The sequence below is a fragment of the Legionella nautarum genome (assembly GCF_001467895.1).
GTDB classification, from domain to species: Bacteria; Pseudomonadota; Gammaproteobacteria; order Legionellales; family Legionellaceae; genus Tatlockia; species Tatlockia nautarum.
This window is the reverse complement of record NZ_LNYO01000024.1, coordinates 208,718-227,808: the sequence shown is the minus strand read 5'-3', so window position 1 is coordinate 227,808 and position 19,091 is coordinate 208,718. Positions and strand designations below refer to the sequence as shown.

The window sequence follows — 19,091 nt, the reverse complement described above, 5'->3', positions numbered from 1 at the left end:
AAGCAAGGAGCAATTAGGGGAATTATCCCCCTATTTCAACTTAGGATTCAAAGATTTTTTCTTTCAGCTGAGCGAGTGAATGACAATCTAATTTTTCGCGAACAGCTTCAAGATAATGTTCAACGGTGCGAGGAGAAAGATGTAAGACTCTAGCGATCTGTTTGATAGACAGTCCCTTCGATAAATAAAAAACACATTCTTTTTGACGTTTTGTAAGCTGGGAAATATGAATTGAATGAGTCAATGAATCCGTCGGAATTTCCATTTGATTAAACTCGATGGCGATCCCTATAATCCCTGTCACTTCGTGGGTTGATGCTGAGCGCAAGGGCAATTTATAACTAATTGCTTTACCTAGATCGCCATTCATTAATTTACCCGTTTCGATAATTATTTTAGGTTTTTCATTTTTAATAACCTGTAAATCATTTAAACGAAAAATTGAGGCAGAATCGGCCCAACATAAATCAAAATCGGTGCATCCAAGAATCTTTTGGCTCTTATCAAAGCCTACACGCTCAGCGAAGGAATCATTGCATCCTAAATATTCCCCTTTTTTGTCCTTCCAAAAAAAGAGAGTAGAGAAATTGGCTAGCCCCTCATACTTCCAATCATAAAGTTGTTCTGGATCAACGACTGTCATGAATTGTTGAAACAGCATTAACATAGTATCTATCTCCTTATAGCGAAGGTCTAAATTTTTAAGTTAAAACTGACGAATTTGCCAGCAAATAGGATTATTATAATTCTAGACTAAGACCCAAATACACAAGCTTTTTTTTATGTTATTATGCGCTTTTTTTAACCTATTGGACCTTAAAATGCATGCTAAATTTGAAATTAGAACTCCTTCACATCGGCTCCCAGCCCTTTCTTCCTCTAAGCAAGTTGATAGAGATAATTTTTATTTAGCTAGATATGGTGCAGGAGAAAAAACCCATTTACTTATCAGGAGGTCGACTTCTTTCAATCAAATTAGAGAGCTCCCTGAATCGCAAACAACCGTTGACCTAAGTTATACTGTGCCTCAGAACAAAGTAAGGGAGTTACCTAAAAATATCACTTGTGTAGGTTTTGCAACTAACTATTTCGGTAGAAATATTAATAAACCAGAATTTTGGGAGATTTTGCTTGATACTATCCAAGCTTTACCCAAATCGGTTAAATGGATTGATTTCGGTTTCATCCATCTTTCACAGGAACAGGCAATAGAAATGGAAAAGGTTATTAAACAGATACCAGAACATATAAAAGCTTACTGGCTGGTACTACCGATGTATGAGGCTTCCTGCTCAATTCCAGAATCAACAAAAGAATGTTATGAAATGATTTCAAGAACTTCTCCATTCTCTAATAATAATCCCACAGTGGAAATGGATGAGCGCGTAAGTGTTGAAGAACCTGAGACTCGTGAAAAAGAACCAGAGATTGATGAAAGAGAAGCCAGAATAGTAAGACATCATATGGGTTTCACTTTCTTGCTTTCAAACACTCCCAAGGGTCCCAAGCCTAAAAGGAAAATTGATGAGATTTTATTAAATGGTGAAAAAGAAGTTGAGACTCATGAAAAAGAGGTTGAAATGGGTGAAACAAACACTAAAAAAGCAAAACTCATTGCGCCAATTGGCTCAGAATTAGGTTTAGAGGGCTGTTCTCCCAATGGATGTCCAAGTTCTTTCTTTTATAACAATCAAGGTAAGGAAAATGAGACAACAATCCCAACCATTCCTTTTAGCTTCTCTTAAGTTCGTTTAGAGTATTAGCAAGCCTAGTCTACGTTCTCCTGGGACATAGACTAGGCTCGAAATGACATGTTGTGGTCATGACGCAAAGACTCACGAACTCAAGACAGTCGTTGCGCTAAAAGATAAGCTCATTATTTTTTAAAAATAATCATCTTTTCTTGAGACATGTCTCTCATAGTCCAGGGTATTCCTCCGGTACGATAGCCAGATTGTTTTTGTCCAGCAAAAGGCATCCAATCAGTACGGAAGGCGGTGTGATCGTTAATAAGAACAGTTGAAGCATTGAGATATTCTGCAGCTCTCAGTGCCGGTGTCAAATTCTCAGAAAAGACGCTGGCTTGAAAGGCCGTGGGCAAAGAATTTGCAATTTCAATGGCCTTATCAATCTCTTCAAATTCATAAACACAGGTTACAGGGCCAAAGATTTCCAATTGTGAGACCTTGGCATCAATAGGTGGATTTAGTAATACAGCAGGGATTAAAGTCGTTTCAGAAAGGCGGCCGCCACCAAACAGCTTTGCCCCACCTGCTACTGCCTCATCAATCCACGCACTAACGCGCCCTGCTTCTCGTGGATGAATCAGGGGGCCAACTTCCGTTTCTTTTAAGAGTGGATCACCGACCTGTAGGGCTTTCACCCGTTTAACATATTCCTCCATAAAGTGAGCGGCAATCTTTTTATGAACAAAGACCCGCTGGACTGAAACACAGACTTGCCCTGCATGGTAATAACCACCTTTGACAATGGATGGAATAGTTTTAGATAAATCGACGCTTTGGTCGACAATCACTGGCGCTGCACCACCATGTTCAAGGGCGCAACGAGTGCCTGGAGCCAGTTTAGAGCGTAAATACCAGCCAACCTTAGCAGAGCCAATAAAACTCAAGAAAGCGATACGGCTATCAGTTGCGAGCTGCTCAGCCAAGGCATTGTCCTCTGTAATAAGAGTTTGACACCAACCTTCTGCTAAACCTGCCTGCCGGAGTAATTTAACGAGTTCTATGCAAGATAAAGGAGTGACTGGCGCAGGCTTAATAATCACCGGACATCCTACAGCAATTGCTGGAGCTATTTGATGAGTAATTAAATTCAATGGATGGTTAAAGGCCGAAATAGCTGCCACAACGCCAATGGGTTCTTTAATAGTAAAAGCCCAACGCCGCTCACTTGCAGCGGTCAGTCCCATTGGAATTTCTTTGCCGGCAAATTGGCGTAATTCCTCGGCCGCATCATTTAAGCTATCTATAGCTCGAGTTACCTCAATTGCCGCATCAGTGTAAGGTTTTCCGCCTTCTCTAGCTATAAGCTTAACAAATTTGTCTTGGTCATCTGTTAATAATTGAGCAGCACGTTTAAGAATGGCCATACGCTCATGAGGCTTAAGCCAGTTCGCTCGATCTCCAAGAGTTAGGCTAGCTGCCTTTAGCTTTTCTTCCAGTGCTTTAACATCATCAGCAGGGATTTCTGCAATCAAAGTGCGATCAAAAGCTTGTACAACTTGCAGTTTTTTTTCCATCATTCCCCCTTCCTTGGCGGTAATCGCTGTTGCAATTCATCGACAAGAACACGTTTGTTTTCTGAATAATCAATTGGGAAAATAACAAGATGAACTCCCCCAGCATTGAAAGCGTTTTCCAGAATAGGTCGAAAGCTTTCAATCGTTTCAACCCTTACACCCTGTGCGCCATAAGCTTCAGCATATTTTATGAAATCAGGGTTAGTAAACGTCATACCAAAGTCTGGGAAATGATCAACTGCCTGTTTCCACCGTATCATTCCGAAAGCATTATCCTCGATAATAAGTATTACCAAATTTAGTTTTAATCTAACCGCAGTTTCTAATTCTTGGCTATTCATCATAAAACCCCCATCCCCACAAATCGCCATTACTCGACGATCAGGATATAGCAAGGCAGCCATATTGGCTGAAGGGAGGCCGGCACCCATGGTGGCAAGCGCATTATCAAGCAACAACGTATTAGCCATTTGGGTCCGATAATTTCGAGCAAACCAAATTTTATACATGCCGTTATCAAGCGCGAGAATTCCATCGGCTGGCATCACTTGTCGAACGTCATGAACTAAACGTTGTGGCGTAAAACGATCTTCAGTAGCCCTAGCCGTAATTTTACTCAAAATACCCTCTCTTAAATGAAGGAGAGCACCGGCACGAGGAAGCTTGCCCTCAAGCTTATCAGCAAGCAATTGTAATGAAGGGCCCAAATCACCAATAACTTCTGCTTGGGGAAAATAAATTTGCTCTACCGTAGCAGAGACATATCCGACATGTACCACTTTTAGTTTGGATGTGCTCATGATAAACGGTGGTTTTTCTACCGTACTATGGCCAATAGTTATAATGAGATCGGCTTTTTCGATCGCTTCATGAACATAATCTCGAGCTGAGAGTGCTGCCGTTCCCATATAATATTCGGTTGCTCCAGAAATAGTTCCCTTACCCATCTGAGTCGTAAAATACGGAAGTTTTGTACGTAAAATAAATTCGGAAAGATGATTAGTGGCTCTTGGCCGCGATGCTGCGGCACCTAGCATAACTAAGGGGCGCTTAGCTTTTTTAATCAGGTCGGCGGCATAATTTAAAGCTTGCTCACTGGCTATGGGGTATTCAATTGAATGCGATGGAATAAGTGCAACTTTTTTATTTTTCTCAGCGGCTATATCTTCAGGCAATTCCAAATGAACGGGTCCAGGATTTTCTTCTTGTGCGAGATGGAAAGCCTCTCGCACTATAGTCGGGATCATTGCAGGCGAAACAATTTGGCGCGACATTTTGGTGAGAGGCTGCATGGTAGCAACCGTATTGACCATCTGAAATCTCGCCTGATGCGATGATAAAACTCCCTTCTGGCCGGTAATCATGATGAGAGGCATTGCTCCAAGAAGCGCATAAGCAGCACCAGTGGTAAGATTAAGCGCGCCAGGGCCTAGTGTTGTAATACAAACCCCCGGTTTACCAGTCAATCGACCATAAGTAGCAGCCATAAAAGCCGCCGCTTGCTCATGTCGAGTTAACACTAGTTCGATTGATGAGTTGCGAATTGCTTCGATAACATCAAGATTTTCTTCACCGGGAATACCAAAAATGTGGTTGACGCCTTCATTTTCCAAAGCAGCAACCAAGAGTTCAGCGCCTTTCATTGCTTGTCCCTCACCTATGTTAGAATAGCTCTCCTTCTTTCAATTATAATCAAAACTTGCTTAGATTGTTTGTCTTAAATGGAGATTGGGAAGGCTTAACTTCAATCAGACGATGTTCAAGCTGCACAATTGTAGAGGAGCAACTGTCATTTATTTAGCATAATACTGACGCATAATGGTCAGTGCGTGCTTGAGGCGCTCCATTCGTGGCTCAGCGTTAATAGTCGGTTCTGCATGGGGATCAGTAATGGTAATATCCCCGGATACTTGTAAAGTGGTCAGACGATCTTGCTCAACCACGCCCATATTTATATAACTGCCTGAGATAAAAAATGGCAACCGTCCTTTTTCAACCAATAAATCTTGGCCAATACTGTAGTCATGCACCGAATTATCACAATTAAACAAATGCTGCACTAAAGTTGGAACAATATCATAGCTTGTTGTCAGGTATTCAATTGACCGTGATGACTGGCCAGGCCAATGAATAAAAAGTGGCACATGAATTTGTGCTTGGGTGAAGTTTCCAGCATGGCCCCAATAGTTTTGTTTATTATCGTTAAATTCCTGTCCATGGTCAGCAGTGAAAATAACGACACTATTTTCTAAATACCCTTGCTGTTCAATAGTATCTAATACCTTCGCAATCTCCTGGTCGTCAAAATTAACCGCGTTCAAATAACGATTGTAAAATGGCATAGGGTCAATGTCATTAGTTAGGTTTATACGCGAACACTCCTCTTCGATTGGCTGATAAGGTGCTGCGAACTTTTGTTGGCGACAAAAACCATGAGGTGCATCATAGAAAAGATAAAGAAAAAACGGCGTTTTATGATTTTTATTGTTTAAAAAATCAATCGCTTTTTGCGTGATATCTCTATCTTTATCCCCAACATTATCTTTATGTGAACCATTGATATCGAGGTCATTAAACCCAGTAAAAATGGTCTTATCAAAAGGAGGATTGTATAAAACACTCGACCAAAAAACTTGGGTTGAATACCCGTATTTAATTAGTAAATCCGTCAAAACTGCTGGAACTTGTTGCTTTAAGGCAGCGGTCCAATAGCTGCTCGGTATCGAATAAAATATTGAAAACAACCCTGGTTGTGTGGAATTTCCACCACTCATATGGTTTTGGAACTGCCAAGTTTTTTTAGCAAATCGAGCGACATTTGGCATATATCCTTTTTCTAAACTATCAAAACGGAGTGAGTCCACCATGATTAAAATAATATTATAAGGATGAGCCTGTTTATCACAACTCAATGGGTGGAGGGGGTAATTTAATTTGTCATTAGAAAAAATAGGTTGCGCAAAGTTACTTTCACTGTAACGATTTAAAATTTGCTTGGCATTTTTATCGGGAATTATAGAACTAATAATTTGATTGTAAAGCGGTAAATTAGGGATTTGCTGACTAAAAAGATTATTATAATTCGAGATAGATAACACCAAAGTAAAGTAGCTAAATAAAAAACTGCCCAACCAAATATAAGCAATTGAATAGCCAATCTTTAAACGTTCAGCCAAAACGATTTTCTTCCACACCAACCAGGCGAGACAAATTTCTATAAGACAAAATCCAGCAATGAGCAACCCACAAGAAGTTAATTCTTGTGCAGAAAAATCAAAAACTTCAGTCCATTGGGTATGAAAAACCAACGACAGGATCAAGAAGTTAAGATGAAATTTGAACATCAAGTAGATACGCGTATCTGCAATCAAAAACACAATACTCGCTGTACCGAGTAAGATACTTAAAGACCAGATAAGCCATCTATTTGGTAAAAAATAAGCAATCAAAAATAAAACAATAGCAGGAATAAATGCTAGTAACATCATGTAGCTTAAGTAATTTATGATCGCGAAAAAAATGACGAAGCTTTTACCGCCTATACCAGTAAAATTTGCCACTGTATTAATAAATAAGGTTTTTGATAATAAAATAGCTTTTAGATATTCAGATCCTAACAACCAAAAAAGGAGTGTATTAACGAGAAAAAACCAACCTATAAAACGAAAAATCGCTTTTCTATTATTACAATTCATGAGCAAAATTATTAAAGTATTTTAAAAATAATATGTGATTATCAAGAATCTTGCAAAGTTGAGTGGTCATTTCCATCAAATTATTTGCCCCACCCACTTTCCGTTCGTTAATAGCAACTTCATTATTTTAGTTTAATATATATAAAAAAAACATAAAGTTAACATCAATCGATCATGCATCCTCAAATTAAAATAAAACTGATCGACCTCTATTTAAGGTACAAATTTGGTGGAGCCTATAACCAGTCTTGGTTAGCCAATGAGCAAGACCATGTCCTCATTGATGAGGCTATCGAGCGCATTCATGATTGGGGACCTGAATTCTTAAATTTAGAGCAAATTGAGCCTACAACACCAGAGCTTAGAGTTTTTCTTGCTATTTTGGATAAGGCGTTGCGTTTTTCAAAGAAAATACCACCTGTCTGTACCCATTATGATGAGTCTAAATTAGACGAGCATATGGAATTAGAAGACAAGCTTTGGCATGGGCTCCCTAATGCTAACTACAGTCAACGAGTGGTAGATTTTCCAATAGATGTAGATGCTGAATTTCAACAATTAAAAGAAGATGGGTTAGGAAAATTACTCAATCTTGTAAGAAAACAAATGCCTTCTCTTAAGCTAGTATCACTGTCTGATCTGGCCCAGGCTATTCAAGAACATGAAAATCAGTTAAAGAAAGGAAAAGATCCAGTCATACAAAAGAAACTCCGTGCCGAATTAAACTTATTAATTGACCTCAACAAAATTGTCCGTCTCAGATTTTCTGACCAAACTACCGGAACAAAGCGCAATCCATTTTAACTCTCAAACCAATATCCATTCTTTCTTCTCTAGAGAGCTAGCTGCTGATTAAGGACAGGCTGACCTGCCTTCATCCGGCCACATTCTGAACTGAATGATTGCCACACATTTTTTCTTTCCAATACGCTCTTCAAGGGTATTGGAGAGAAAAAAGTGCTAACAAAATTTCTCCCTTAATCTAAAATTTGCTAGACTTGATTTTTTACTTAAATGATGAGGCATTAATGGACCAATTGCTACATACTATCGATGCGGATAACTTGAATTCATTAAGCGCAGACAGCAAAAAACTTGCGCTAGCCTCATTAGAATTAGGAAAAGTTCTATATTTGCCCTCCTACCCTTTTCATTTAGAAGCCAATGAAAAAACTGAATTACTTTCCGATAAAATTCTTGACGGCAAACATAAAAATGTCAGTTTCGACTATCGCACTAATCGTTTAGGTGGTTTTCAAACTAACGCTAATTTAGAGCACACCCTGAAAGCCTTCATGCTGCGCTATGCCGAATTTGCGAGAGAACTAATTGACAGCGTTTTACCACAATATCAAGATGGTTTACTTTGGGGTAGGACCAGTTATCGCCCTGCAGAAATCAAAGGGCGTGTAAGCTCAAAACGTAAAGATGATACGCGTCTTCATGTTGACTCTTTTCCAGCAACGCCTGTGAATGGAAGACGGATTCTACGTGTTTTTTCTAATGTTAATCCTTTTAATGAGCCTCGAGTTTGGCATTTAGGAGAACCTTTTCATCAGGTACTCCAACGCTTTGCTCCCGGCATTCCAAGCTATAACTATGCCCGTGCAAAATTATTACATTTAATTAAAGCCACGAAAACACTGCGTTCTGCTTATGACCATTATCAACTCAATTTACACGACAATATGAAATTGAGTGATGACTATCAACAAACTGTCAAAAAGCAACGCATTGATTTTCCAGCTCAATGTACTTGGATTGTATTTACTGACCAAGTCTCGCATGCTGCTTTAAGCGGGCAATTTCTTATGGAGCAAACTTTTTATTTACCCGTTAATGCTATGGCTAATCCCGAGTTTTCGCCTTTAAAACAGTGGGAACAGGAGAGATTGGCCACGTTACCAATCTAAAACCCAACTATAATTTAGCTAAATGTAGTTATCCATGGAAGGCTTGAATAGGTGTTAGATGAAAACCGAAGATCTCATTGATGCATATAAAACAGTGCGTCAGCAAACTGAAAGCTTATGTAAACCATTGGCGACGGAAGACTATGTCATTCAAAGTATTGAAGATGTAAGCCCACCGAAATGGCATCTAGCACACAGTAGTTGGTTTTTTGAAACGTTCATACTTTCTCATTATTTAAAAAGCTACAAACCATTTCACGTTTCTTTTCATCATTTATTTAACTCTTACTACCAGGGAATAGGCAATCCTTATCCACGTGCGAAACGAGGTCTGTTGTCACGCCCAACAGTCGAAGAAATTTATGCCTATCGCAAGCATATTGATAGTTGTATGCAGGATTTGTTGAGTGAAGTTGCCGAAACTCAATTTGAGGCAATAAACACGCTCCTAACACTCGGGCTCCATCACGAACAGCAACATCAAGAACTCTTGCTAATGGATATTAAACATAATTTTTCCTTCAACCCCAATTTTCCGCTCTATAAGACTCAAACCATAGAAACACCTTCTGCGCTTGCATCAGAATTAACTTTTATCGATGTGGAAGGCGGCGTTGTGGAAATCGGTTACCGAGGTAAAGACTTTTGTTTTGATAATGAGTTACCAAACCATAAAAAATTTCTAATTCCTTATGCAATCGCCTCGCGCTTAGTCACCAATGCAGAATATTTAGAATTTATCGAAGCCGGTGGCTACAAAGAACCTTGCTGGTGGCTTGCAGATGGTTGGGACTGCGTGCTTAAGAATAATTGGCAAGCTCCACTCTACTGGCAAAATCAAAATAATGAATGGCACATTTTTAGCTTACACGGACTAATACCATTAAGTCCCACAGAACCTGTTAGCCATATTAGTTTTTATGAAGCAGATGCCTATGCAAGATGGCGTGGGGCACGATTAGCTTCGGAAGAAGAGTGGGAGCATTTTGTCGTTACCACAGGGCTAACACCTAACGGCAATTTTATGGAGAAAGGTCTACACCATCCTGAACCCGCTTCGACTCAAAACTCGCTACAGCCGCAACAATTTTTTGGCGATCTTTGGGAATGGACGGCTAGTCCTTATACGCCCTATCCGGGATTTAGGCCGCTTAAAGGCGCATTAGGTGAGTACAATGGAAAATTTATGACGAATCAAATGGTGCTTCGAGGCGGCTGTTGCGCCACTCCGAAATCACATATTAGAACAAGTTATCGTAATTTTTTTCAACCAGAAAAGCGCTGGCAGTTTAGCGGAATTCGCTTAGCGAGAACCAATTAAGAGGGGAAGGAATCATGGCTGCAAAATTTAAGACTCCAGCATTAGATAAGGTCAAGGTTAGCTCTGATGAAAAACAGGAATTTATTAGCGATATTCTTCATGGTCTTTCTAAAACAAATAAAGAGGTTAACTCGAAGTATTTCTATGATGAATATGGTAGTGAATTGTTTAATCGAATTACTCGTCATCCAGATTACTATCTGACGGGTTGTGAGTTAGAAATTTTAGATCATTATAAAAAGGACTTGGCCGATTTACTAAAAGATGAAAATTTTAATCTCATTGAACTGGGTCCAGGTGAAGGGATAAAAACGCGACTACTTATTGATCATTTTTTGGATGATAATTTATCATTTAGTTATTATACAATTGATATTTCGAGAAAATATCTTACCCAAATTATTGATCAATTTAATGAACAATTACCCAATCTCGAAACCGTTGCTTTAAATGTAGATTATTTAAACGGCATAAAATGGATAGGGTCGACTTCTAAAAAACGTAATTTCGTTATGTTTTTAGGCTCAAGTATTGGCAATTTTGATTTAAATTCTACTAAAGAATTTCTAGGAATGATGAAAAGTTTTCTTCATCCAGGGGATTATTTATTTATAGGTTTTGATTTGCTCAAAAATATAGATGTATTAATGAGGGCTTATAATGACCGAGATGGAATTACCCGTGAATTCAATTTAAATCTTCTAAGGCGCATGAATAATGAGCTAGGAGCCAATTTCAATATTGATTCCTTTTATCATTACGGAACTTACAATGTGTATTTGAAGGCAATGGAAAGTTATTTGATTAGTAATAAAGCTCAAATTATCTATATTGATGCGTTGAAAAAATCATTCAACTTTAAAGAATTCGAAGCAATTCATGCCGAATCATCACATAAATATACTTTTTCCCAAGTCGCCCAATTGGCACAGGCGACCGGTTTTGAGATTGTCAGGAATTTTACCGATTCGAAGCAATATTTTCTCGATTCTTTATGGCGTGTGGTTTAGAAATTTTATTTCACCCAGGGCATGGTTGAATTGTGGGTTTCCGTTCGGGTTCCGAGATATCCCCACGAAATGAGCATCGAAGGAATTTGTATTAACTTTATCCCGTTCAGCCTGGGGAGCACGCATCGCATGCGTCTCGAAGGCCTGTCCTGAGGCTCCCGAAGGGCCTGTCCTGACGCTCTCGAAGGAAGCTTTTTGCGACACTTCGAGACAGCGCTGCGCGTCCTGAGTACGGACGGGATAAATATAACGATCAGAGACTTAGAGAATTATCTCTTCTTCCGGCTCCGGCAATTCAAACTGAATTTGATCCATGTGAACAGCCACTTTTTCAAAAAAAGATTGTTCTGCGCTTGGTTTTAGATTGATCTCAATTTCTGAGTTTCGTAAATACCTTTTTGCATCCGATTTTTCTGACAACGACATATAAAAAGTTTCCTTGGATTATTAAAATACACTACTATAACATATTTAGTGCATTTTGTTCATTTAACCAACATAAAACTTAGCTTATCCACTTGTAAATCCTATTATCTCCTACAGTTCATACTGAAATCGCTCTACATAACTGGTACTTACGCAAAGACGTTGCATTTTAATTTAATTCACAATGCGCAAAAATAAAAAGTAGCAATCGATCTAACTAAACACACTCAAGATTGAATGCTCAGCTTTGACTGTGATTCTCTATCGATTAGGTAGCATGAATTTATACTATCAAAGGCTAATCTTTTAGGGCCGAAAATAAGTTCATTAACAATTGCTTTAAAGATCTGAGCTGCAACCTGAGAACCAGGGCATTTTCTTGTATGCCCTGGTACGGAAAAATTACTTGAGAAAGCGACATCCTTTTCTTCTGCTGCTGCACTTCCTAATTCAAAAAATAGAAATGAATTCGCTGGAATCTCAACCTCATCACCGGTTTTCTTGTTTTTTAGCCTAACTGGGTTTTTATTATAACGGCCTATTACATTAGAAGTAGCAAGTGCTTTTAGTGCTTGGTGATAATAAGTATCCAAGTTTTGCAACTCTCTCAGTTCTTTTCTAGTTAAATTGCTTCCTTCTCTTACTTTATCAGGAAATTTCATTTCACCCTCTTGTTGAATAGCCCCTAGCATAGAAGGTTGTGATTTCGCTGATGCTGTTGTGAGGTATAACTTTTTTATAAATTCAACCACAACCGCCGAAACGTTATCAGCTAATATTAAAATGGATGGGAAAGAAGTCATATCATCTAAATAATGAATAATTTCTTGCTCATCTAAATTTTTTAAATAACGCTTTAATGCTTTCTTGTCTTTAGCTAAAGAGGGGTAGTTTTCTTTAACCTGCTGTATTATCAGATCAACAAATAGATTTTCTCCCTTAAGCTCTGGATCAAAACAATCGGATTGGAATCTGTCAAAAATCAAATGAACCTGGGTACTCATTAATTCTTTAGCAAATTTTTTATACTGTTGTTTTGCCTTTCGATGTTTACTATCAAAAAAAGATAATTGAGAGCAGGTAGAAAAAGAGAGACTAAACGCCGTAGAGGCGAACAATTTCATTATTTCAATTGTATCTTCAGGTAATTGATCACTAGCAAAAAAAAGTTTCATCAATATTTTAAGAATAATTGTTCGTATAAATTGTTCAGGGCTCATTTTTGTTGTATCAGTCTTTTCCCTAGTTTCCGTGAGAACTTGTTGAGTAATTTTATCAATATGTTCTAAGTCTTTTAAATAATAGATAAGCAAGCTTCGAATTTTTATTGCATCAGGACTAGTATCAGCTAATAAGTGCGTACCATCTGTTAGCGTATTAAATTTACTATAAGCTTTTCGTCCCTCGTGTTGCTGATCTAATTCATCCAATATGGGCCCAATGTCATAAGCAAAATCATGCGGTTTACTTTCTCTACTAGGGTTTGGATTAATTTTATAGACCTTACCAGTTAATAATTTTTTAATACCGGGATCAACTTCAGTCACACCCGGAGCAAGTACCCGAGTCTTCTCTTGCCAACTATTAGAAATATAGCCACTAATCCTTTGCCAGTAGCTATTAAGCATAGTTTGTAAATTATAAAAAGCTTCGTTTTTTTCTTTCATTTTAACTCAAATATTTAACAAAATGTTTCGTATTATAACTACCAATTCTTACCAAAAACTTAGGAACTCAACCCTCTTAAGAGGGCGACAAGAAATAACGCTTGCTGCAAAGCAATCTGTGCTAAAAAGATAAAACAATTATAGAAATACTGATATTCTTTGCGTTTCGAAATTAGCATTATCAAGGATTTTTATGACTTCAAATAAAACCTATTCCTTTCTACAAGGAATTTGTTTTCTTATTCTTGCACAAACGATGGTAGGCCTTAACATTGTTTTTTCCAAATGCCTAGTCTCCTCGCTGCCACTTTTATTTATGCTAACTCTTCGTTTTGGTTTAGCCGCTTTAATTCTGCTCCCTTTGCATTGGCTCACTCCGGCAAAACAATTTAGTCTACGTCATTATTTCTTAGAACTCACCCAACGCGATTGGTATTTTATTATTGCTCAAGCTCTCACTGCCGGTGTTTTATTCAATTGTCTTATGCTTTTAGGATTGCATTACACGGATGCCAATGTGGCAGGTATTATTACGAGCGCCTTGCCTGCCATTATTGCTCTGATGTCTTGGGTGATTCTTAGAGAGAAAATCTCCAAGAAAAAAGGACTTTGTATCCTTTTTGCGACTCTCGGGCTGGTGGTGATAGCCTGGGACAAATGGCAGGGCCTTGGCGCCAGTCATTCCTTTTTTGGTGATGTGATTGTTTTATTATCACTACTCCCAGAAGCAACTTACTATATTTTATGTAAACTCCATTCAAACAAACTGCCGGTCTTTTTAATCTCTTCTTTAATTAATGGGATCAATGCCTTAATTCTGCTTCCTTTTAATAATTTTGCCTCTTTAAATTCTTTAACACTAACCCCTTGGATATGGTTAATATTAGTGACTTTGGGACTAAGCTCAGGCTTATTTTATGTGTTTTGGTATTTTGGTGTACGGCAAGTTGATGGGATCATGGCGTCACTTTCAACAGCGGTCATGCCAGTAGCGACTGTCATTCTAGCTTGGTTAATTCTCGGAGAACAACTCTCAGCGTTGCAATGCACCGGTATGGGGCTTGTTATTTTATCGATTGCTATTTATGCGAGACGCGCGTAGAAAACCCTAAGGTAGTTGTTGGGTCTCGGCCTACTATTTTTCATGTGCGTTAAAAATAAAAAACCCGCCAACAGGCGGGTTTTTTTGAACAGCGGGGAAAGGCTTACATCATGCCCATACCGCCCATGCCGCCCATTCCACCCATGCCGCCCATGTCGCCAGCGCCAGCCATACCTTCATCTTTCTTAGGTAGGTCAGCAACCATGCACTCAGTGGTCAACATTAAGCTAGCAACAGACGCCGCATTTTGTAATGCAGTACGAGTTACTTTAGTTGGATCAAGAATACCCATGTCAACCATGTCACCGTATTCGCCAGTAGCTGCGTTGAAACCAAAGTTATCTTTGTTTTCAGAAACTTTATTAACGATTACAGAAGACTCATAACCAGCGTTAGCTACGATTTGACGGAGTGGAGACTCGATCGCACGACGTAGGATATTAATACCCATGTCTTGGTCAGCGTTGTCGCCTTTCAAACCATCTAAGGCTTTTTGAGCACGGATTAGCGCAACACCACCACCAGCAACGATACCTTCTTCAACTGCAGCACGAGTTGCGTGAAGAGCATCTTCTACACGAGCTTTTTTCTCTTTCATTTCGATTTCAGTAGCAGCACCCACTTTGATTACTGCAACACCACCAGCTAGTTTAGCAACACGCTCTTGTAGTTTTTCACGATCATAATCAGAAGTTGTTTCTTCCATTTGCGCGCGAATTTGTGCAATACGTGAGTTGATTTCAGTTGCTTTACCTTCACCATCGATAATTGTGGTGTTTTCTTTGGTAACAACAACGCGTTTTGCAGTACCTAAACTATCCAGAGTAGCGCCTTCTAAGCTAGTACCTACTTCTTCAGAAATCACTTCACCGTTAGTAAGGATAGCGATATCTTGTAGCATTGCTTTACGACGATCGCCGAAACCAGGTGCTTTAACAGCACATACTTTCACGATTCCGCGCATATTGTTAACCACTAGAGTCGCTAACGCTTCGCCTTCAACGTCTTCAGCAATAATTAATAAAGGACGGCCTGATTTAGCAACCGCTTCTAGAACAGTTAACATGTCACGAATTGTAGCAATCTTTTTGTCAACCAAGAGGATGAAAGGATGCTCAAGCTCGGCACTCATGTTTTGTTGGTTGTTGATGAAGTATGGGGAAATGTAACCACGATCAAATTGCATACCTTCAACAACAGATAATTCGTTTTCAAGACCATTACCATCTTCAACAGTGATAACGCCTTCTTTACCTACTTTTTCCATCGCTTCAGCAATGATAGAACCGATTGCTTCGTCAGAGTTAGCAGAAATAGTACCAACTTGTGCAATTGATTTACCATCTTTGCAAGGCTTAGACATTGATTGCAATTTCTTAGTCACCGCAGCAACCGCTTTATCAATACCGCGTTTCAAGTCCATTGGATTCATGCCAGCAGCAACTGCTTTGTGGCCTTCAACAACAATAGAACGAGCTAGGACAGTAGCAGTAGTAGTACCATCACCCGCAGTGTCAGAAGTTTTAGCAGCAACTTCTTTAACCATTTGTGCGCCCATGTTTTTGAAGCGGTTTTCAAATTCAATTTCTTTTGCTACAGAAACACCATCTTTAGTTACAGTGGGTGCACCAAAAGATCGTTCTAGAACAACGTTACGTCCACTTGGACCCATCGTTGCTTTCACTGCATCAGCTAATGCATTCACACCAGCAAGCATTTGTTGGCGAGCATCGTCACCAAAACGTAATTCTTTAGCCATTCTCACTATCTCCTTTAATCTAAATTACTTCTCAATAACGCCCATGATGTCGTCTTCACGCATCACAACTAATTCTTGGCCTGCTATCTTAACTTCTGTACCTGAGTACTTACCAAACAGAACCACATCACCTATTTTAACTGCTAAGGCACGAACATCACCATTATCTAACACTTTACCAGCGCCAACCGCAATAATTTCACCACGCATTGGCTTTTCAGTAGCGCTATCTGGAATCACAATACCACCTGCTGTGGTACGTTCCTCTTCCAAACGACGAACAACCACACGATCGTGTAAAGGACGAATTTTCATACTCTTCTCTCCTGATTTAATTAATCGCCTATAATTTTCAGAGTAAGCTCTGACTTTTTTAGCCCTGCATAATCTCAAGACGATGCATTGCTGATGACTGACAGATGGGGACAACAAAAAAACTTTCAAGGGTAAAAGCAAAAAAAATTTTGGCTTTTTTTGGACTAGAACTTACAATGGTCTACAATTTTACAGACGAGATGGGCATAGCATGAAGAAATGTTTTTTATTTACAATATTATGGCTTGCATCCTTCATGAGCTTTGCCATTCCGTTGCCAGCATCTGAAATCTTTCAGGTAGGAACAAAACAAGTCGATCCCAATACTTTTGTTATCAATTGGCAAGTCAAACCTGGTTATTATCTTTACAGTGATCGCATCAAATTATCCGAACCCTCCAATAACAATCTCCGCTTGGGGACCATTCTTTTCCCTCCGGCAACAAAAAAAACAGATAAGCAAGGGCGGCTCTATTCCGTTTATCGCGACCACTTAGCTCTCCCCGTCGCTATTCTCGGCGAAGAACCAGGAGAAAGTTTGCTTGACGTCCAATTTCAGGGCTGTTCTGATGATGGTTTTTGCTACCCACCTGAAACTCGACAAATTAAGTTAACCATTGACAAGAATTTGGCCTTAAGCGAAGTCAATATGGAGACAAAAACACCAGACACAGCTCCACTAGCAGTGCAGGAACAACAGGAAAAACCAGTTGATAAAGTCGAAGCCGTTTTTGTTAATCACCATTGGGCCATGGTCATTCTCAGTTTCTTTGGTTTTGGCCTACTACTCTCCTTTACCCCCTGTATCTTGCCTATGGTTCCTGTGTTATCTGGAATTATTGTTGGCCATGGAAAAAATCTTTCTACCCGGAAAGCATTTTTCCTTTCCTTAAGTTATGTTTTGAGTATGTCTATTACTTATGCCCTCGTCGGCGCATTGGTGGCTAAAGTGGGCAGCAATTTGCAAGTTCTTATGCAAACACCCTGGGTAATCGGATTTTTTAGCTTTATTTTTGTCCTATTAGCGCTATCCATGTTCGGCTTTTATGAATTACGCTTACCTACATCTTGGCAAGCAAAACTAGCTAATGCCAATCGAAGTCAAGCCAGCGGGCACTATCTGAGTGCAGCAATTATGGGTTGCTTATCCACACTTATTTTATCTCCTTGTGTGACCGCCCCCTTAATCGGTGCCTTAGGTTATATCGCCCATACCGGCAATATTGCTTTAGGCAGCTCGGCCTTATTTTTCCTAGGTCTAGGCATGGGAACCCCCTTGATTCTCATTGGCATGTCGGCTGGAAAATGGTTACCGAAAGCCGGGAAATGGATGAACGTAGTCAAAGCTTTTTTCGGTGTCTTACTCCTGGCAGTGGCTATTTTCCTCTTAGAACGAATTTTACCAGGCCCCTTAGTGATGGCCTTATGGGCAAGTTTACTGATTTTCTCTGGCGTGTATTGTGGAGCCTTAACTTGTTCACTCAATAATATCGATAAATTTCGCCAAGGTTTTGGCATTATTTTGCTGGTCTATGGTTTATTGGTTTTAATCGGTGCGAGTATGGGAACCACTAATCCTTTACAACCGCTTGCTGCCTTACAGATAGTCAAATCCACAACACCAACCGAAGAAAAAACGGTTAAAACACTCCGCGGTCTACAAAGAGTAATAGCCAATGCTAAAGGTAAGCCGGTTATGTTGGATTTTTATGCGGATTGGTGTACTTCTTGTAAGTTTATGGAGGCAACGGTGTTTAAAGATCCCCGAGTCACAGAAGCACTTAAAGATTTTGTCGTTGTAAAAGTGGATATCACTGGCAATAAAGCGCAGGAAAGAGCCCTTCTAAGCCAATTTAATGTTGTTGCGCCGCCTACCTTTTTATTTCTCGACAAGCTGGGGGATGAGCAAACTCACTTACGCTTAGTGGGGGAAACGTCAACTAAGGAATTTTTAAACCAATTAGAGCAAGCTACGGGAATAACCGCTGTTACGAATTAGACAGGGTCATAATCGACTTCCAAGATGACTTTCTGGCACCATACTCTGATGCAGAATAGCAATAACTATTATTAGGTCAGGCAGAGTAAGGCAATAGATTGTATGGCTGCCATATAAAAACCGGTAAATGTCTTTCCCTAAATCATCAGCGCAATTTTTTCCCATTAGTGGCATTGCTGAAAGTAGCTCCACTGTTTTTTTTAATTCTTTCAAATAAATTAGGGACTGTTTAGATCCCCACTGCTTTAGAGTAAAACGTCGAATCTGAATGAGATCTTGATGTGCCTGAGATGTAAATTGATACCGGCTCATTATTAATCAAATTTTCCCTTTAATAAATCATCAAAAAATACATCTCCATCAGCAATTCGGCCAGAGGCAATATCTTCTTTTGCTTGTTCTACACGTTTTTTTAGATATTGCATTTTAAGAGACTCTAAATTTAAATAGTCATCAACAGACAATACGACTGCAACAGCTTTGCCATTTCGATTAATTTGAACTGGTTCACGTTGTACTTTAAGAAGCAACTCTCCAAAATGCGTTTTTGCTTCATTAGCTGATAATGATTCCATAATAAAACTCCAATCATTTCGTTCGATACAACCATTGTAGTCGAATT

At 39.3% G+C, this 19,091-nt stretch carries 17 protein-coding genes; 7 read left to right on the top strand and 10 right to left on the bottom strand.

The window, feature by feature from the left end:
• Window positions 1–40: 40 nt before the first annotated feature.
• The gene (locus Lnau_RS12815) at window positions 41–667 is read right to left on the bottom strand and encodes a helix-turn-helix transcriptional regulator (protein WP_058505542.1); all 627 of its coding nucleotides are present in this window, start codon (window positions 665–667) and stop codon (window positions 41–43) included.
• A gap of 355 nt (window positions 668–1,022) precedes the next feature.
• Between Lnau_RS12815 and Lnau_RS12810 the strand changes: the two genes are divergently transcribed.
• Window positions 1,023–1,745, top strand: a complete 723-nt coding sequence (locus tag Lnau_RS12810) for a hypothetical protein (RefSeq protein WP_133134866.1) — start codon at window positions 1,023–1,025, stop codon at window positions 1,743–1,745.
• Window positions 1,746–1,876: 131 nt separating this feature from the next.
• Here Lnau_RS12810 and Lnau_RS12805 read toward each other — a convergent pair whose 3' ends face one another.
• The 3 genes from Lnau_RS12805 to Lnau_RS12795 all read right to left on the bottom strand — a co-directional run bounded on the left by Lnau_RS12805 (window position 1,877) and on the right by Lnau_RS12795 (window position 6,957).
• On the bottom strand, window positions 1,877–3,265 hold the full coding sequence (locus Lnau_RS12805; RefSeq protein ID WP_238585978.1) for an aldehyde dehydrogenase family protein: 1,389 nt from the start codon (window positions 3,263–3,265) through the stop codon (window positions 1,877–1,879).
• On the bottom strand, window positions 3,262–4,905 hold the full coding sequence (locus Lnau_RS12800; protein WP_058505540.1) for an acetolactate synthase large subunit: 1,644 nt from the start codon (window positions 4,903–4,905) through the stop codon (window positions 3,262–3,264). The genes Lnau_RS12805 and Lnau_RS12800 overlap by 4 nt, the downstream gene beginning before the upstream one ends.
• 150 nt (window positions 4,906–5,055) lie before the next feature.
• Entirely contained in the window at window positions 5,056–6,957 is a 1,902-nt protein-coding gene (locus Lnau_RS12795; protein WP_058505539.1) for a DUF3413 domain-containing protein, read from the bottom strand.
• Window positions 6,958–7,131: 174 nt separating this feature from the next.
• On the opposite strand from Lnau_RS12795, the gene Lnau_RS12790 reads away from it, so the two are divergent.
• The 4 genes from Lnau_RS12790 (at window position 7,132) to egtD (ending at window position 11,201) form a co-directional block, all read left to right on the top strand.
• Window positions 7,132–7,761, top strand: a complete 630-nt coding sequence (locus Lnau_RS12790; RefSeq protein WP_058505538.1) for a hypothetical protein — start codon at window positions 7,132–7,134, stop codon at window positions 7,759–7,761.
• Between the two features lie 224 nt (window positions 7,762–7,985).
• Window positions 7,986–8,870, top strand: a complete 885-nt coding sequence (locus Lnau_RS12785) for a Kdo hydroxylase KdoO (protein WP_058505537.1) — start codon at window positions 7,986–7,988, stop codon at window positions 8,868–8,870.
• A gap of 58 nt (window positions 8,871–8,928) precedes the next feature.
• Window positions 8,929–10,191 carry an ergothioneine biosynthesis protein EgtB gene (gene egtB, locus Lnau_RS12780; RefSeq protein WP_058505536.1) on the top strand — a complete coding sequence of 421 codons (1,263 nt, stop codon included), beginning with the start codon at window positions 8,929–8,931 and terminating at the stop codon, window positions 10,189–10,191.
• A gap of 14 nt (window positions 10,192–10,205) precedes the next feature.
• Window positions 10,206–11,201, top strand: coding sequence for an L-histidine N(alpha)-methyltransferase (egtD, locus tag Lnau_RS12775; protein WP_058505535.1), 996 nt, complete (start codon window positions 10,206–10,208; stop codon window positions 11,199–11,201).
• A gap of 261 nt (window positions 11,202–11,462) precedes the next feature.
• On the opposite strand, the gene Lnau_RS16480 is transcribed toward egtD, so the two are convergent.
• Together Lnau_RS16480 and Lnau_RS12770 are read right to left on the bottom strand one after the other, a co-directional pair.
• Complete coding sequence (locus Lnau_RS16480) at window positions 11,463–11,627, bottom strand: hypothetical protein (protein ID WP_157070660.1); 165 nt, start codon at window positions 11,625–11,627, stop codon at window positions 11,463–11,465.
• A 227-nt stretch (window positions 11,628–11,854) separates the two neighbouring features.
• Window positions 11,855–13,294, bottom strand: a complete 1,440-nt coding sequence (locus tag Lnau_RS12770) for a hypothetical protein (RefSeq protein WP_058505534.1) — start codon at window positions 13,292–13,294, stop codon at window positions 11,855–11,857.
• 193 nt (window positions 13,295–13,487) lie between these two features.
• On the opposite strand from Lnau_RS12770, the gene Lnau_RS12765 reads away from it, so the two are divergent.
• The gene (locus Lnau_RS12765) at window positions 13,488–14,396 is read left to right on the top strand and encodes a DMT family transporter (protein WP_058505533.1); all 909 of its coding nucleotides are present in this window, start codon (window positions 13,488–13,490) and stop codon (window positions 14,394–14,396) included.
• Between the two features lie 103 nt (window positions 14,397–14,499).
• Here the strand turns inward: Lnau_RS12765 and groL are convergent, their stop codons facing one another.
• A complete protein-coding gene (gene groL / locus Lnau_RS12760; protein WP_058505532.1) occupies window positions 14,500–16,155 on the bottom strand; it encodes a chaperonin GroEL in 1,656 nt (551 codons plus the stop codon).
• A 24-nt stretch (window positions 16,156–16,179) separates the two neighbouring features.
• Window positions 16,180–16,470 (bottom strand): co-chaperone GroES, encoded by a 291-nt coding sequence (gene groES, locus Lnau_RS12755; RefSeq protein WP_058505531.1) that lies wholly within the window; start codon window positions 16,468–16,470, stop codon window positions 16,180–16,182.
• Between the two features lie 211 nt (window positions 16,471–16,681).
• On the opposite strand from groES, the gene dsbD reads away from it, so the two are divergent.
• Window positions 16,682–18,469, top strand: coding sequence for a protein-disulfide reductase DsbD (gene dsbD / locus Lnau_RS12750; RefSeq protein ID WP_058505530.1), 1,788 nt, complete (start codon window positions 16,682–16,684; stop codon window positions 18,467–18,469).
• Between the two features lie 6 nt (window positions 18,470–18,475).
• Here the strand turns inward: dsbD and Lnau_RS12745 are convergent, their stop codons facing one another.
• The gene (locus Lnau_RS12745) at window positions 18,476–18,781 is read right to left on the bottom strand and encodes a type II toxin-antitoxin system RelE/ParE family toxin (protein ID WP_058505529.1); all 306 of its coding nucleotides are present in this window, start codon (window positions 18,779–18,781) and stop codon (window positions 18,476–18,478) included.
• 2 nt (window positions 18,782–18,783) lie between these two features.
• Complete coding sequence (locus Lnau_RS12740) at window positions 18,784–19,044, bottom strand: type II toxin-antitoxin system Phd/YefM family antitoxin (RefSeq protein WP_058505528.1); 261 nt, start codon at window positions 19,042–19,044, stop codon at window positions 18,784–18,786.
• Window positions 19,045–19,091: the final 47 nt, after the last annotated feature.

Coding starts and splice junctions, on each gene's coding strand:
- Lnau_RS12815 (WP_058505542.1), bottom strand. CDS start 667: ATGTTAATGCTGTTTCAACAATTCATGACAGTCGTTGATCCAGAACAA.
- Lnau_RS12805 (WP_238585978.1), bottom strand. CDS start 3,265: ATGATGGAAAAAAAACTGCAAGTTGTACAAGCTTTTGATCGCACTTTG.
- Lnau_RS12800 (WP_058505540.1), bottom strand. CDS start 4,905: ATGAAAGGCGCTGAACTCTTGGTTGCTGCTTTGGAAAATGAAGGCGTC.
- Lnau_RS12795 (WP_058505539.1), bottom strand. CDS start 6,957: ATGAATTGTAATAATAGAAAAGCGATTTTTCGTTTTATAGGTTGGTTT.
- Lnau_RS12790 (WP_058505538.1), top strand. CDS start 7,132: ATGCATCCTCAAATTAAAATAAAACTGATCGACCTCTATTTAAGGTAC.
- Lnau_RS12785 (WP_058505537.1), top strand. CDS start 7,986: ATGGACCAATTGCTACATACTATCGATGCGGATAACTTGAATTCATTA.
- egtB (WP_058505536.1), top strand. CDS start 8,929: ATGAAAACCGAAGATCTCATTGATGCATATAAAACAGTGCGTCAGCAA.
- egtD (WP_058505535.1), top strand. CDS start 10,206: ATGGCTGCAAAATTTAAGACTCCAGCATTAGATAAGGTCAAGGTTAGC.
- Lnau_RS16480 (WP_157070660.1), bottom strand. CDS start 11,627: ATGTCGTTGTCAGAAAAATCGGATGCAAAAAGGTATTTACGAAACTCA.
- Lnau_RS12770 (WP_058505534.1), bottom strand. CDS start 13,294: ATGAAAGAAAAAAACGAAGCTTTTTATAATTTACAAACTATGCTTAAT.
- Lnau_RS12765 (WP_058505533.1), top strand. CDS start 13,488: ATGACTTCAAATAAAACCTATTCCTTTCTACAAGGAATTTGTTTTCTT.
- groL (WP_058505532.1), bottom strand. CDS start 16,155: ATGGCTAAAGAATTACGTTTTGGTGACGATGCTCGCCAACAAATGCTT.
- groES (WP_058505531.1), bottom strand. CDS start 16,470: ATGAAAATTCGTCCTTTACACGATCGTGTGGTTGTTCGTCGTTTGGAA.
- dsbD (WP_058505530.1), top strand. CDS start 16,682: ATGAAGAAATGTTTTTTATTTACAATATTATGGCTTGCATCCTTCATG.
- Lnau_RS12745 (WP_058505529.1), bottom strand. CDS start 18,781: ATGAGCCGGTATCAATTTACATCTCAGGCACATCAAGATCTCATTCAG.
- Lnau_RS12740 (WP_058505528.1), bottom strand. CDS start 19,044: ATGGAATCATTATCAGCTAATGAAGCAAAAACGCATTTTGGAGAGTTG.